Origin of the sequence: Amycolatopsis sp. NBC_00355 (assembly GCF_036104975.1) — a bacterium.
GTDB lineage: Bacteria > Actinomycetota > Actinomycetes > Mycobacteriales > Pseudonocardiaceae > Amycolatopsis.
Genome location: NZ_CP107982.1, coordinates 9,314,329 through 9,327,242 on the forward strand (window position 1 = coordinate 9,314,329; position 12,914 = coordinate 9,327,242).

General features: G+C 72.9%; 13 protein-coding genes. 6 read left to right on the forward strand and 7 right to left on the reverse strand.

The window, feature by feature from the left end; translation table 11 throughout:
• Positions 1-3: 3 nt before the first annotated feature.
• Together OHS18_RS43305 and OHS18_RS43310 are read right to left on the reverse strand one after the other, a co-directional pair.
• Positions 4-942, reverse strand: coding sequence for a TAXI family TRAP transporter solute-binding subunit (locus OHS18_RS43305; RefSeq protein ID WP_328442908.1), 939 nt, complete (start codon positions 940-942; stop codon positions 4-6).
• A gap of 48 nt (positions 943-990) precedes the next feature.
• Entirely contained in the window at positions 991-1,446 is a 456-nt protein-coding gene (locus OHS18_RS43310) for a PTS sugar transporter subunit IIA (RefSeq protein ID WP_328614707.1), read from the reverse strand.
• Between the two features lie 295 nt (positions 1,447-1,741).
• Here OHS18_RS43310 and OHS18_RS43315 point away from each other — a divergent pair, with 295 nt between their 5' ends.
• Together OHS18_RS43315 and OHS18_RS43320 are read left to right on the forward strand one after the other, a co-directional pair.
• Positions 1,742-2,449, forward strand: coding sequence for an SDR family oxidoreductase (locus OHS18_RS43315; protein ID WP_328614708.1), 708 nt, complete (start codon positions 1,742-1,744; stop codon positions 2,447-2,449).
• A complete protein-coding gene (locus OHS18_RS43320; RefSeq protein ID WP_328442905.1) occupies positions 2,446-3,018 on the forward strand; it encodes a TetR family transcriptional regulator in 573 nt (190 codons plus the stop codon). Before OHS18_RS43315 ends, OHS18_RS43320 begins: the two co-directional genes overlap by 4 nt.
• 414 nt (positions 3,019-3,432) lie before the next feature.
• Here the strand turns inward: OHS18_RS43320 and OHS18_RS43325 are convergent, their stop codons facing one another.
• On the reverse strand, positions 3,433-3,591 hold the full coding sequence (locus OHS18_RS43325) for a hypothetical protein (protein WP_328614709.1): 159 nt from the start codon (positions 3,589-3,591) through the stop codon (positions 3,433-3,435).
• Positions 3,592-3,655: 64 nt separating this feature from the next.
• Between OHS18_RS43325 and OHS18_RS43330 the strand changes: the two genes are divergently transcribed.
• Entirely contained in the window at positions 3,656-3,979 is a 324-nt protein-coding gene (locus OHS18_RS43330; RefSeq protein WP_328614710.1) for a hypothetical protein, read from the forward strand.
• Between the two features lie 87 nt (positions 3,980-4,066).
• Here the strand turns inward: OHS18_RS43330 and OHS18_RS43335 are convergent, their stop codons facing one another.
• From OHS18_RS43335 to OHS18_RS43350, 4 genes are read right to left on the reverse strand one after another with little or no spacing between them, the layout of a single operon-like run.
• Entirely contained in the window at positions 4,067-8,662 is a 4,596-nt protein-coding gene (locus tag OHS18_RS43335) for a non-ribosomal peptide synthetase (RefSeq protein ID WP_328614711.1), read from the reverse strand.
• Between the two features lie 28 nt (positions 8,663-8,690).
• A complete protein-coding gene (locus OHS18_RS43340; RefSeq protein WP_328442901.1) occupies positions 8,691-8,954 on the reverse strand; it encodes an acyl carrier protein in 264 nt (87 codons plus the stop codon).
• Positions 8,955-8,965: 11 nt separating this feature from the next.
• Positions 8,966-9,856 (reverse strand): ketopantoate reductase family protein, encoded by an 891-nt coding sequence (locus OHS18_RS43345; RefSeq protein WP_328614712.1) that lies wholly within the window; start codon positions 9,854-9,856, stop codon positions 8,966-8,968.
• The gene (locus OHS18_RS43350; protein WP_328442899.1) at positions 9,853-10,047 is read right to left on the reverse strand and encodes an MbtH family protein; all 195 of its coding nucleotides are present in this window, start codon (positions 10,045-10,047) and stop codon (positions 9,853-9,855) included. The genes OHS18_RS43345 and OHS18_RS43350 overlap by 4 nt, the downstream gene beginning before the upstream one ends.
• A 258-nt stretch (positions 10,048-10,305) precedes the next feature.
• Between OHS18_RS43350 and OHS18_RS43355 the strand changes: the two genes are divergently transcribed.
• The 3 genes from OHS18_RS43355 to OHS18_RS43365 are packed head-to-tail and all read left to right on the forward strand — an operon-like array spanning position 10,306 to position 12,904.
• Positions 10,306-11,145: a hypothetical protein gene (locus OHS18_RS43355; protein ID WP_328614713.1), complete on the forward strand. Its 840-nt coding sequence runs from the start codon at positions 10,306-10,308 to the stop codon at positions 11,143-11,145.
• On the forward strand, positions 11,142-11,678 hold the full coding sequence (locus tag OHS18_RS43360) for a GNAT family N-acetyltransferase (RefSeq protein WP_328614714.1): 537 nt from the start codon (positions 11,142-11,144) through the stop codon (positions 11,676-11,678). The genes OHS18_RS43355 and OHS18_RS43360 overlap by 4 nt, the downstream gene beginning before the upstream one ends.
• Positions 11,675-12,904, forward strand: coding sequence for an ATP-grasp domain-containing protein (locus OHS18_RS43365; RefSeq protein ID WP_328614715.1), 1,230 nt, complete (start codon positions 11,675-11,677; stop codon positions 12,902-12,904). The genes OHS18_RS43360 and OHS18_RS43365 overlap by 4 nt, the downstream gene beginning before the upstream one ends.
• Positions 12,905-12,914: the final 10 nt, after the last annotated feature.

Below are 12,914 nucleotides of genomic sequence, written 5' to 3' on the forward strand. Positions count from 1 at the left end.
GCGTCAGTCCTTCTGCGAGCGGTAGTACCGGAGCGCGCCGGGGTGCAGCGGGATCGGCTGCGTCTCGATGCCCGGGTGGACGTCGATCGACAGGGCCGCCGGATTGGCCCGCGCGAGCTGCGCCCGGGCGTCGAACAGGCCGCGGACCAGGGCTTCGGCGACGTCGTCGGACATCGAGCTGGGCACGACCAGGAAGTTCGGCACCAGCAGCGTGGTGACCGGCCGGTCCTGCTCGTACATGCTCGCCGGGATGGACGCGGTCCCGTACACCTGGTTGAGGGCCTGCATCCGCGGCATCTGGTCGGCGATGTCGAGCAGGCGCAGGGACTTCGTGTCGTTCTGGCCGGCGATCAACGGCGTCGGCAGCCCGCCGGACCAGAAGAAGGCGTCGACGTCGCCGTTCAGCAGCGCCTTCACCGAGTCTTCCAGCCCGCGTGTGGTGGTTGTGCTGACCGAGCCGTTCAGCTCGGCGGCCTGCAGCAGCCGGCTGGCGATGTACTCGACGCCGGACGCGGGCAAGCCGATCGCGATCCGCTTGCCGCGCAGGTCCGCGACGGAGTGGATGGCGGAGTCGGTGCGCACGACGATGTGCAGGTAGTCGTCGTGGATCCGGGCGAGCGTCGTCAGCCCCGGGTTCTTCTTGTAGGTGTCGGCCGCGACGTCGGCGGCGACGAACCCGACGTCGGCGGCGCCCGCCAGGACCTTGTTGACGTTGTCGGGGGAGCCCTGGGTCTGCAGCACCTGCGGCCGCTCGATGTCGAGACCGGACTGCCAGGCCGTGGCGAGGGTCTGCGCGAGCGTGTCGTAGACCCCGCCCGGGTTGCCGGCGGCGATCCGCAGCCGCAGGCCCCCGAAGCCGGGGCTGCACCCCGTCAGCAGCGCGGCGAACGTGAGCAGGGCGGCGACCATCGCGAGCGCGCGTTTCCGCCGGGTCCGGGCCACGGCCTGATCGTGCCAGACGCCGTGGCCCGCGCGCGCTCGAAGCCGGGATCAGGTGCTCTGGAGGATCCGCTCGATCGCGGCGGGGTCGGCCGACGTGGCGAGCGTGTCGAGGTGCTCGGAGTTGAGGAACGTGGCCGTCAGCCGGCAGAGGATTTCCACCTGGGCGTCCGCCGTCGCGGCGACGGCGAGGCACATCGAAACCTCTTCGTCGTCCCAAGGAATGGGCGTGGCGAAACGGGCGAACACAATTCCTTCCTCGGCCAGCAGGTAGTCGTGCATGTGCAGTGCGTGAGGGACGGCGATCCCGTGTCCGAGATAGGTGGAAAAGCGTCGTTCGCGAGCGGCGAGAGAGTCGGCGTAACCGGCGTGGGCGGCACCGGACCGTTCGAGCTCGGCGCCCAGATAGGCCACGGCTTCCCAGCGTGAGGCCACTTTCACCCCGAGGTGTACCGCGTGGACGGTCAGTGCGGATTGCCGCGTGCTCATCATTTTTTGTTCTTTCATCGGCGTTCTTGGCTGGCTGCGGCAACGCTAAGCGGCGAAGAAGGTTTCGGCGATGTTTCCGTAAGGTATCTCACAAGGTTTTCAACGGGTGGGAATTCTGCAAGTTGCCCGCCTGTGCGGAAAAGTGAAAAGTATTTCGAATGCGTCGGACGACGTTGTGTCAAGCATTTCCGCGGAAGACTGGGGAAATCCGGGTTCCCGGCGCGGGGAGTGAGCGGGGTAACTGACCGTTGACGTGCGGCCGCGAGCGGGCCTACCTTGTAACTATCCAGTTAGATACCGGACGGGAGCAGGCATGACGACGACATTGGTCACCGGTGCGAACAAGGGCATCGGCTACGAGACGGCCCGGCAGCTCGCCGCCGCCGGGCACACCGTGTACGTCGGCGCGCGGGACGCCGAGCGCGGGCGGGAGGCGGCCGGCCGGCTGGGCGCGCGGTTCGTGCAGCTGGACGTCACCGACGACGCGTCGGTGGCCACGGCGGTCAAGACGATCGAGGCCGACGGGGGACTGGACGTCCTGGTGAACAACGCCGGCGTCGAGGGCCGGCAGTCCGACGGCGGCGTGATCGGCGCCGCCGACGTGACCGCCGATCAGATGCGGGACCTGTTCGACACCAACGTGTTCGGGGTCGTCCGGGTCACCCGCGCGTTCCTGCCGCTGTTGCGGCGCTCGGCGGCGCCGGTGGTGGTCAACGTGAGCAGCGGCCTGTCGCGGACGGCGGACCTGGCGAACCCGGACTCGTTCACGGCGTTCTACCCGGGGATCTCGTACCCGGCGTCCAAGGCCGCGCTGAACATGGTCACCGTGCAGTACGCCAAGGCGTTCCCCGGGTTCCGGATCAACGCCGTGGACCCCGGCTACACGAAGACCGACCTCAACCACAACAGCGGCACGCAGACCGTCGAGCAGGGCGCCGAAGCCGCCGTCCGGCTGGCGCAGGCCGGCCCGGACGGTCCGACGGGTGGCTTCTTCGACGCCGCGGGTCCGGTGGCCTGGTGAACACCGCCCGTCCCCGCGACGCCGCGGCCACGAAGGCCCTGCTGCTCGAAGCGGCGACGGCGGAGTTCGCCGAGCACGGGCTGGCCGGCGGCCGGATCGACCGCGTCGCCGAGCGCGCGGGAGCCAACAAGCGCCTGATCTACGTCTACTTCGGCGACAAGAACCAGCTGTTCGACGCGGTCGTGGAGGAGGAGGCCCGGGCCGTCTTCGAGGCGGCCCCGATGGCCGACGGCGACCTCCGCGCGTTCGCGGCCGCGCGGTTCGACTACATGCTGGCCAACGCGGCGTCCCGGCGGATCGGCACGTGGCGCACGCTCGAGCAGATCGAGCCGGCCCCCGCCGAGGTCGACCGGTTCCGCGCCCGCGTCGACGCGGTGACGGCGGCCCAGAAGGAGGGCCGGATCCGCGCCGACCTCCCGGCCGCGGACCTGTTCGCGATCGTCCTGCGCATGACGGAGAGCTGGCTGAGCGCGCCGCCGGCGCTGACCGCGGCGGTGGAGCCGGATCGGTTCGAGGAGCACCGGGCGGCGCTGGTGGAAGCGGTGCGGAGCGTGGTCGAGCCTCGTTAGCGCGGCAGCACCAGGAGCGCGTGGCCGGGCGCGGGCGGCCGGGCGCGAAACCTGCGCGTCGGGACCCGGATCCTCGACGGCGTCCGGCCGATCCACCCGGCGGGCGTGGTCGACGGCGGCCCGTGGCTGGTCCGCGACGGCCGGATCGCGGCCGCGGACGGCGTGGTGCACCCCCGGCGATCCGTCGTTCGTCTACGGCTGGGGCGTCAAGCGCAACCCGCGCACGATGGTCAGCCTCGACCGCCGGGGCCGGCTGCTGATCGTCGCGGCCGACGGCCGTCAGCCCGGTTACGGCGAAGGGCTTTCCCTGCTGGAGCCGACCCGCACCCGCCGGCCGAGCGCGCCGCGAAACCCTTGCCGCGCAACGCCGTCACCAGCGAGGCCGCGTGGTGCCGGGTGCCGCGCGCGGCCGGATCAGGCCTGCACCTGCACGGTGGCCGTCCAGGTGTTGTGGCCGGTGCCTTCGCCGTACACGGTGGTGTGCAGGGTGACACCGGGCGCGAGGCCCCCGCCTCCTGCCGCGGCCGGCGTGACGGTGAGCACGGCGGACAGCGGCAAGGCCGGAGTCTTCACGGGAGGCAACGTACCCGGTTTCCGCTCGAATTCCCGGCGTACGCCCGAACGGCATACTGGGTGGATGAGCGAGCCGATCCCCCTGTTCCCGGTCCCGCCCATCGACCCGGCGCGCTTCGCGGCCGAACAGCACCGGCTGTTCACCGGCATGCGGCTGCACATCGGCCGGTCCGGCGTCGCCCACCGGGTCAGCTGGGTGCCGTGGATGAACAGCCTGACCCTCCCCGCCCCGGCGTGCCACCAGGGCTGGTCGGGCCTCGGCGCGGGCGGCGAAGTGACGCCGACCCAGCAGGGGGTCAGCTGCCGCAAGTGCCTGCGGCTGGGCGGGGAGCCGGAGGACCCGGACCAGCGGACGCTCTTCGCCCTGCCCGGTGAGGAACAGGGCTAGTGCGGGTCTGGCGGTCTGCCGCGGCCTGGTCGTGAGTGTTCAGGGCGGTTAGAACCGCCCTGAACACTCACGACCGACTGCGCGGGGTCAGTCGAGGGGCAGCACCGTGGGAGTCAACGCCGTCACGGTTTCCGTGAGCAGGTTCGCGAGGCCGTCGAAGTCCCCGGTTGCCGACAGGGCCGCCGTGTCCGGGACCCGGTCGAAGGCCAGCCGCAGGCGGTGGTGCAGCTGCGGTACGCGGTCCGGGGGGAACGTGTCCTGTTCGCCGGCGAGGTTTTGCCAAGCCGCTGTCAGCGTCGCGCGGACGCGCTCTGCGGACGGGGTCGCCGCCGGGGTTGTGGTGCCGGGGCGGGCGAACGGGTAGCCCGGGAGGCGAACTCGCCCGGTCCGGGGGTCGGTCAGCCTGATCTCGACGCCGCTGCACCAGAGCTGGGCCAGAGCCGTCGGACCGGTGCTCGACACGGCCGTCAGTTCCGGGCGGGTGGACGCCGCGGCCAGGAACTCGTCGCCACCCAGGTCGACGACCACTGCCGGGCGGCCGCCTGTTGCGGTGGCCAGCAGTTCCGTCGCCTCGGCCGGGTAGGTGAGGTGCTTGGCCCACAGCCGGGTGTCGAGGGGGCGGCCCGCCGGGGTGACGCCGTCCGGGGCGGCCAGGGCGACGGCGGGAGGTGTGAACGTGACCGCCTCGAGCGCCGCGGCGAGGGTGCCGGGGTTGTCGAGTGCCGTGGCCAGGCGCAGGCCGTCGGCGCGGGTCAGGACTCCGGCGGCTACGGCCGCTGTCAGGTGACCTGCTCCGGAGCCCGTCACGACATCGGGTGCCGCGCCGTGGCCGGTGAGCTGCGTGACGAGCGCGTGCTGGGCGGCGAACGTCCGGGCCGACGAGCCCGCGCCGGCGCCGAACGCGAACACCAGCCGGACGGGCCGGGTGCGGTCGACCACGCCGGCCGCCACGGGGCCGGTGCTCAGCGCGCCGGCGCGCAGGGCGGCCGCCGCGGTGGCGGGGTCGGTGGCCACGACGGCGAACCGGTGCGGGAAGCGTTCGCGGCCGCGGTCCAGGGTGGCCGCGACCTGCGCGAGGTCGACGTCGGGGGCCGTGGTCAGGTGGTCGGCCAGCCGTCGCCGAGCCTCGGCCAGCGCCGCCTCGGACGCCGCCGACACGGCGATCACCTGGCTGCCGCCGGTCGCCGGCTCGGACGCCGCGATGACCTGGCTGCCGTCGGCCATCGGCTCGGACGCCGCCGACACCGCGGTGACCTGCGTGCCGCCGGCCATCGGCTCGGATGCGGCTGAGACCGCGATGACCTGGCTGTCGCCGGTCGCCGTCTCGGACGCCGCCGACACCGCGATGACCTGGCTGCCGCCGGTTGCCGGCTCGGATGCGGCTGCGCCGACAGCCTGAGCGCCGCCGGCCGCCGACTCAGCCGGGACCTCCGCGGCGGCGGCCGGAGCAGCTGCGGATTCCCGCTGAGCGCCGCTCGATACGAGAGTCGCGGGAGTGGTGGACGCCGGCGCGACAGCGGAGGAGACGGCCGTGGCCGGGCGATCCACCGGCGTGACGTTCGCCAGCAGCGCCACCTGTGCCCGTACCGTCGTGTGCCGCAGCAGTTCGCCGATCGACGGGGCCGTCGTGAACCGCGACCTCAGATTCGCCTGCAGCTTCACCAGGATCAGCGAATGGCCGCCGACGTCGAAGAAGTTGTCGTCCATCGCGAACGTGTCGTGCTCCAGCAGCTCCGCCCACGCCGCCCGCACCAGGTCCACAGTGGACTCGGCCGCCGGAACCACGGCGGCCGCGGCCGGAGCGGGAACACGAGCGGGAGCGGCGGGAGCGTCGACCGCCTCGGGCAGCCGGCGCCGGTCGATCTTTCCGTTCGGCGTCAACGGCATCCGGTCCAGCGGAACCAGGTACCGCGGCACCGCGAACACCGGCAGCACCTCCCGCGCGTGCCGGCGCAGCTCCTCGACCGTGCCGCCCGCGCCGAGCACGACGTACGCCGCGATCTCCTTCTCCTTGCGGCTGTTCAAGCACACCGTCACGAACGCCGCCTCGACCGACGCGTGCGCGGCGAGGGCCGACTCGACCTCGCCCAGCTCGACGCGCTGGCTGCGGATCTTGACCTGGTTGTCGTTGCGGCCGATGAACTCCAGCCGGCCGTCCGGCAGCCAGCGCACCCGGTCGCCCGTGCGGTACAGCCGCGCGCCGGGCACCCCCGAATAGGGGTCGGGGATGAACCGCCGCGCCGTCTCGCGCGGGTTGCCGAGGTAGCCGCGCGTGACGCCGGTGCCGCCCAGCAGCAGCTCACCCGGCACTCCCCGGGGCGCCTGGCGCATCGTGGTGTGGTCGAACACGACGTAACCGTCGGTCTCCGGGACGACCCGGCCGATCGACAGCGTCCGCGCGTTCTCCTCGATCTCCGTGATCGGCGTCCACGTCGTGGTGAACGAGTTCTCCGTCGGCCCGTAACTGTGCAGCATCGTGCCCGGCGCGCTCCAGCGCAGCGCCTTCTCCAGGTGCGGCACCGACACGATCTCGCCGCCGAAGTACACCCGGCGCAGGCCGGGGAACAGGTCCGGCACGTCCTCGATCAGCCGGTTGAGCAGCGGCGACGAGACGATCAGCGTGGTGATCCCGCGCTCGCGGAACGCCGTCCGCAGCTCCGGCGGGCTCAGCGTCAGCTCCTTGTCGAAGATCACCAGCTCCGCGCCGTGGGTGAGGGCGCCCCAGACCTCGTACGTCGCGCCGTCGAAGTTCAGCGGCGAGAGCTGGGAGACGACGTCGGTGTGGTGCAGCGGCACGAAGTCGGGGCGGTCGAGCAGCCGGATGAACCCGGCGTGCGGCCAGACGACGCCCTTCGGCCGGCCCGTGGACCCGGACGTGTAGAGCACGTTGAACGCCGTCGCCGGGTCGATCGCCACCTCCGGCGGGGTGCCCGGGTGGCGCGCGGCCTCGGCCAGGGCCTCGTCGACGAGGTAGATCGGGCACTTCGGCAGCCGCACGCGCTCGACGAACCCGGGCGCGCCGACGACCAGCCGCGGCCGGGCGTCGTCGATCACCATCTGCAGCTGGGCGTCGGGGTAGGCCGGGTCGAGCGGCAGGTAGGCCGCGCCCGCCATGAGCGTGCCCAGCCAGAACACGACCGACGCCGGGCCCGGCGGCAGCAGCAGCGCCACGAGCGACTCGGCGCCGAGCCCTTCGGCACGCAGCCAGTTCGCGACGGCGCCGGCGCGCGCGACGAGGCCGGCGTAGGTGAGGACTTCGTCGTGATAGCGCACGGCCACGGCGTCCGGGCGCAGCTCGGCTTGGCGGCGCACCATGTCGTGCAGCAGCACCCGGTTCACCGGCGCGGTCTCCGTCACCGGACGGGCGGGCACGAACGGGTCGCTGGCGGCGACGAGCGCGCCGCAGGTCGCGCCGGGATCGGCGACGGCGTCGGTGAGGAGCTTGACGAGCTGGGCCAGCAGCACCTCGGCGGTGCTGTCGCGGTACACCAGCGTGTCGTGGTCGACGCGCAGCCGGATGTGCGCCTCGCCTTCCAGCGCCGCCAGCGACAGGTCGTACTTCCCCGCGGTGGTCTCGTGTTCGACGACCCGGATCGTCGTGTCGCCTTCGGTCCAGGACAGCTCCTGCTCCGGGAAGTACATGAAGACGCTGTTGTCGATGAGGGACGCGCCGCCGTCGCGGCGGATGTCGCGCAGCCGCGCGGACGGGACGGCCGAGTGCTCGAGCGAGTCGAGCACCTGGTCGCGCACGCGGTCGACCAGCGTGCCGAAGGACTCGGTGAAGTCGAGCCTGCTGCGGACCGGCAGCACCCGGGCCAGCAGGTCGACGCGCTCTTCGTCGTCGGGCGTGCGCGCCGCGAACAGCATGCCGGTGGTGCCGTCCGCGCCGGCGCTCCACGCGTGCAGCAGGGTCAGCCACGCGCTCAGCACGACCGTCGCGGGCGAGGCCAGCCGCTCCCGGGCCACCGCGCGGACGCGCTCGAGGACGTCCTCGGTCAGCACGGCCTCGCGGAAACCGGCCGGGCCCGGCACCGAGCCGGGGCGGTTGCGGTCCGCAATCGGCGCGAGCGACGGCGGCTGGTCGGCCAGCAGCCCCGACCAGTACGCGGTCAGCTCGCTGTCCGGAACATCCACAGTGGACTCAGTGGACTCAGCGGACTCAGCGGACTCGGCGATCGCCAGCGGCGCGTCCCACGGCAGCCGCCCGGCGACGCGCTCCCGGTAGGCGTGCACCAGGTCCCGCGCCACGATGCCCTGCGACCAGCCGTCGGACACGACGTGGTGCACGGCCAGCACGAACAACGCGCCGTCGTCGGCGTGCAGGAGCGTGCCCCGCACCAGCGGCGCGGAACCGAGGTCGAACGGCTGGGCGGCGATCGCCGCGGCCCACTCCAGCGCCGCGGCCCGGTCGTAGCGGCCGGGACGCCGGTGCTCGACGAACGGGACGGGCGGGCGGTGGTGCACCACCTGCACCAGCTCACCGCTGTCGGCGACGAACGCGCTGCGCAGGTTCGGATGCCGCTCGACGAGGTCGCCGAGCGCGATCCGCAACGCCGCGACGTCGACGCCGGGGGTGAACTCGAGGTCCAGCGGGATGGTGAACCGGGCGGACTCCGGTTCCCGCTGCATGGCGAGCCACACCTCGGTCTGCTCGGCCGTCGCGGGCCTGCGCGTCTCGATCACGGGGTTCCTTTCGTGTGGCGGAAGCCGGTCAGTCGGTCGCCTGGCGCCGCACGACGAAGTCGGCGATCGTGCTGATGGACCGGAAGTTCACCGGCGTGAAGTCGGTGTCGGAGATGGGCACGCCGAACTGCTGCTCGCAGCGGGCGCGCAGCTCGACGAAACCGAGCGAGTCGAGCCCGAGCGTCTCCTGCAGGCTGTCGTCGGCGTGGATGCCGTCGGCCGGGACGTCGACGTACAGGTCGGCGACCAGGATCTCGCGCAAGGTGTTTTCCAGGACGGCTTTCGGGGACATGGGCGCTTGCCTCACTCTCGGGTTCCGGCGGGCAACGGCGTGCCCGCGTCGTGGCGGGCCCGGCGCACGAGCTCGTCGGTGGCCGGGGTCGGGATTCCGTGCCGGGCCCCGGCTTCCCGGACCGGGCCGGCGATCGCGTCGAGCTCGCCCGGCGCGCCGCGTTCGACGTCGCGCTGCAGCGACGTGCGGGTCCGGCCGGGCGCGCGGGTGAGCGCGCGCAGGACGCGGCCGCGGTCCAGCCGGGCACCTTCGGCCCGGCCGGCTGCGCACGCTTCGTCCGCGCACGCGAGCATCAGCCGGGTCAGGTCCTCGTCGGCGCGGACGGCGTCGAGCGGCCCAGCGGCGCACGTCGTGGCGAGCGCGAGCGGCGCGAGCAGGGTGAGCTTGCGCCAGAGCACGTCGGCTTCGGAGCCGCCGTCGGTGCAGCCGATCCCGGCCGCGGCCAGCGCCTTGACGACGACCTCGGGCGCCCCGGCCAGCTCGATCTCGGTGAAAAGGGAATCCTGGCGGACCTCGCCGACGGCGGTGCGCGTGGCTTCGATCCGGATCGCGCCCGCGATCACGCGGTCGCCGAAGCGGTCCCGCAGCGGCGGCAGGTGCCCGGTGCCGTTGAGCAGCGGGACGACGACGCCGACGTCGGCGGCCACGCCGGTCAGCGCGCCGGGCAGGTCGGGGTGCTTGACGCAGACCCACAGCACGTCGGCGGGCTCGGTCAGGCGCGTGCCGGCCGGGACCGCGACGGTGAAGCCCGCGCGGAGTCCCTGCTGAACGCCGACCACGCCGCCGTACCGCGCGAGGGCGGCCGGTCGCAGCAGGAGGGTGACGTCTTCGCCGCCGCGGGCGAGGGCGGCGGCGAGCGCGAGCCCGACCCCGCCGGCGCCGAGGACCGCGTGCCGGCTCATGCGGACCGGCGGACCGAGCGCGGCGTGATGTCGCGCCACGTCCCGGCGACGTGGTCGAGGCAGGCCTCCTCGGTGCCGGTGAACCCGGCGGCCTCCCAGCCCGCCGGGAGATCGAGCCCGGCGGGCCACACCGAGTACTGCTCTTCGCCGTTCACCACGGCGATGTACGTGGCCTCGTTCGTCTCCGGCACTCTCGCCCCCACTACGCACCACCCGTCGGGCCCGGGTGCCCCCGGACCGCTGCCGGATTCGACGTTAGCGACTCGTCGGGAACCGCCCTTCTCCATTTCTGCGTATTCTCGCGAGCGCGCCCGGTGCGGCCGATAAGATATTCAAAAATGCTGTGATTTGAGACACCTTTCGTTTTGGTTGCTGTAGTCGGCCGGTGACTGCCACTGTGAGGCACAAGGACGGCAGTCCTGTCATAGTCACACTTTGGGGGTCGTTTCGTGGTGCGGTGGGAAGGCGAAGAGGGCGACCGCGAGGTCCGGACGCTCAATCCGTCCCAATCGAATCCGCGCCTGCGGTACGAATTCGACCGCGGCAGTGGTTACGAGACCGAGCTCCGGCTGACCGCCGCGCTCTCGGCGCTGATTCCCGAAGACGAACTGCTGCACTCCGACCACCGCTTCTTCCAGATCCTGCACCTGCTGACCGAGTACTGCTGGGTCGCCGTGCACCACAGCCTGTGCGACCTGACCGGGTCCCTCGCGAAGGGCGACCCGATCATGGCCACCCGGCACCTCGTCCGCTGCGCCGACACCGCCGGGCTGACCGTCGAATGCCTGCGCGTGATGACGAACTCCCTTTCGCAGGTGTCGTTCCTGCAGATGCGCAAGGACCTGGCCGGGGCGGCCTCCGGTCTCGCGTCGCCCGGGTCGCGCAACGTCCGGCGCGCCGCGCACGCCGTGTGGGCGGCGTTCGAGGCCGCCGTCACCGCCGCCGGCGTCACGATGGCCGACCTCGTCGAGGCGACCGGCCCGGACACGTCGGCGGCGCCGGCCACGATGCAGCTCGCCGAGGTGATGACCGGCCTCCAGCGGTTCGACACGCAGGTCCTCGAGTGGAAGCAGGTCCACATCAACCTCGTCTGGCAGATGCTCGGGGGCCAGCCGGTCGCCGCCGAGGAGGACCAGGACGACGGCGACCGGCCGCGGAGCATGCGCGGGCGCTCCATCTCCGACCTGGAACGGCTCGCCGTGCGCCCCCTGTTCCCGAAGCTGTGGTTGCAGAACACCGCGGTCTACCGCGCGATGAGCGCGGTGGCCCCTGAAGAAGAGGCGGCATGACGCAGGAAACGAAACCCCCGGCCCCGCTCACGGTCCTGACGACGGCGCGGACCACGCTGCGGGAGGTCCCGTTCGACGAGGTCCGCGCGATCCTCGCCGGCGAACCCGGCGCGGGGAAGTGGGCCTGGGCGCCCGGTTACCCGTTCGACGGGACGGTCGGCGGCGCGAAGCTCGTGCTGCGGATGGTCACCGCCGACGCCTACCGGCCGGGCTTCGGCCTCTACCAGGTCGTGGACCACGAGTCCGGGCTCGCCGTCGGCGACGTCGGCTTCCACTCCGCGCCCGACGCGGCGGGGGAGGCCGAGATCGGCTACGGCCTGATCGAGGCGTTCCAAGGCCGCGGCCTGGCCACCGAGGTCGTCGAAGCGCTGCTGACCTGGACGTTCGACCAGCCCGGCGTCACCGCGGTGCGCGCCGAAACCGACGAAGGGCACCTGCCGTCGCGGCGGGTGCTGGAGAAGACCGGGTTCGCGTTCCTCGGTTCCGACGGCGAGACCCGCAAATACGCGAAGCGGCGGGAGCCCGGGTCATGACCAAGGTGGCGGTGTTCGAATCGGCCGACGCGTCCGCGTTGCCGGACCTGCTCGACGCGGCGGCGGACTGGTGCGACCTGGTCGTCGTCAACGCGGGCGGGCGGCCCTGGTCCGCCGACGAGCGGGACGGCCTCGCCGACCTGGCCGAAGTCGTCGACGCCGCCGGGCAGGACGCCGCCACGATCGCCGCCGCCCTGGCCGCCCTCGAGGTCGACGGCGTGCTGACCGTGGAGGACGAGCTGATCCCGCTCGTCGCCGCGGTGGCCGCCCGGCTGGACCTGCCCTACCACGACGAGGCGACCGCCGAAGCGGTGACGCGCAAGGACGTCCAGCGCGCGATCCTTGCCGGCACCGGGCTCGGCGTGCGGGCCGCGTCCTTCACCGACGAAGCCGGGCCGGCCGCCGCGATCGCGGCCGTCGGCTTCCCCGCGGTGCTGAAACCGGTGCGGGGCAACGGAAGCTTCAACATCTTCCCCGTCGACGACGAGGCCGCGTTGCGCGCGGCCCTGGCCGCGGCGGCCGGCGACGCCGGGCAGACGTGGTTGCTGGAGGAGCGCCTGATCGGCGTCCCGCACCCCGAGGGGGACTGGCTCGGCGACCACTTCTCGGTCGAGGTGGCCACCCTGGGCGAAGGTGACCACTGGGCGTTCTGGCTCTCGGACCGCTACCCGCTGCTCCCGCCGCTGCGCGACAGCGGGATGACCGGGCCGTCGCTGCTGCCGTGGGAGACCCAGCGGCTCGCGATCGAGCGGGCCGGCGAGATCCTGACCGCGCTGGGCGTCACGACGGGCCTGGCGCACATGGAGTTCAAGAACACCGCCACCGGACCGCGGCTGATCGAGGTCAACGGCCGGCTCGGCGGGTTCCTGTCGTCGATCGTGCCGCGTGTCAGCGACCTGAACCCGGTGCGGCTGGCGCTGGAGGTGGCCGTCGGCAAGGCCGAGCGCCGCCCGGTGGTCACCACCGGCTACGCGTCCTGCCTGTTCACCCAGGCCCCGGTGGCCGCCCGCCGGATCACCGCGCTCGCCGATCCCGCCGCGCTGCTGCGGGTGCCCGGGGTGTGGCGGGTCGACCCCCGCCGCGTGGTCGGCGACGTGACCGACTACCGGACCGGCCTGCACGGGCGGCTGCAGAACGTGTGGGTCGAAGGCACGACCGCGGCCGGGTTCCGCGCCGCCTCGGCCGCCGCGTCCGCGTTCATCGCCGAGGGCAACCGGTTCGAGTGAGGGAGGCACG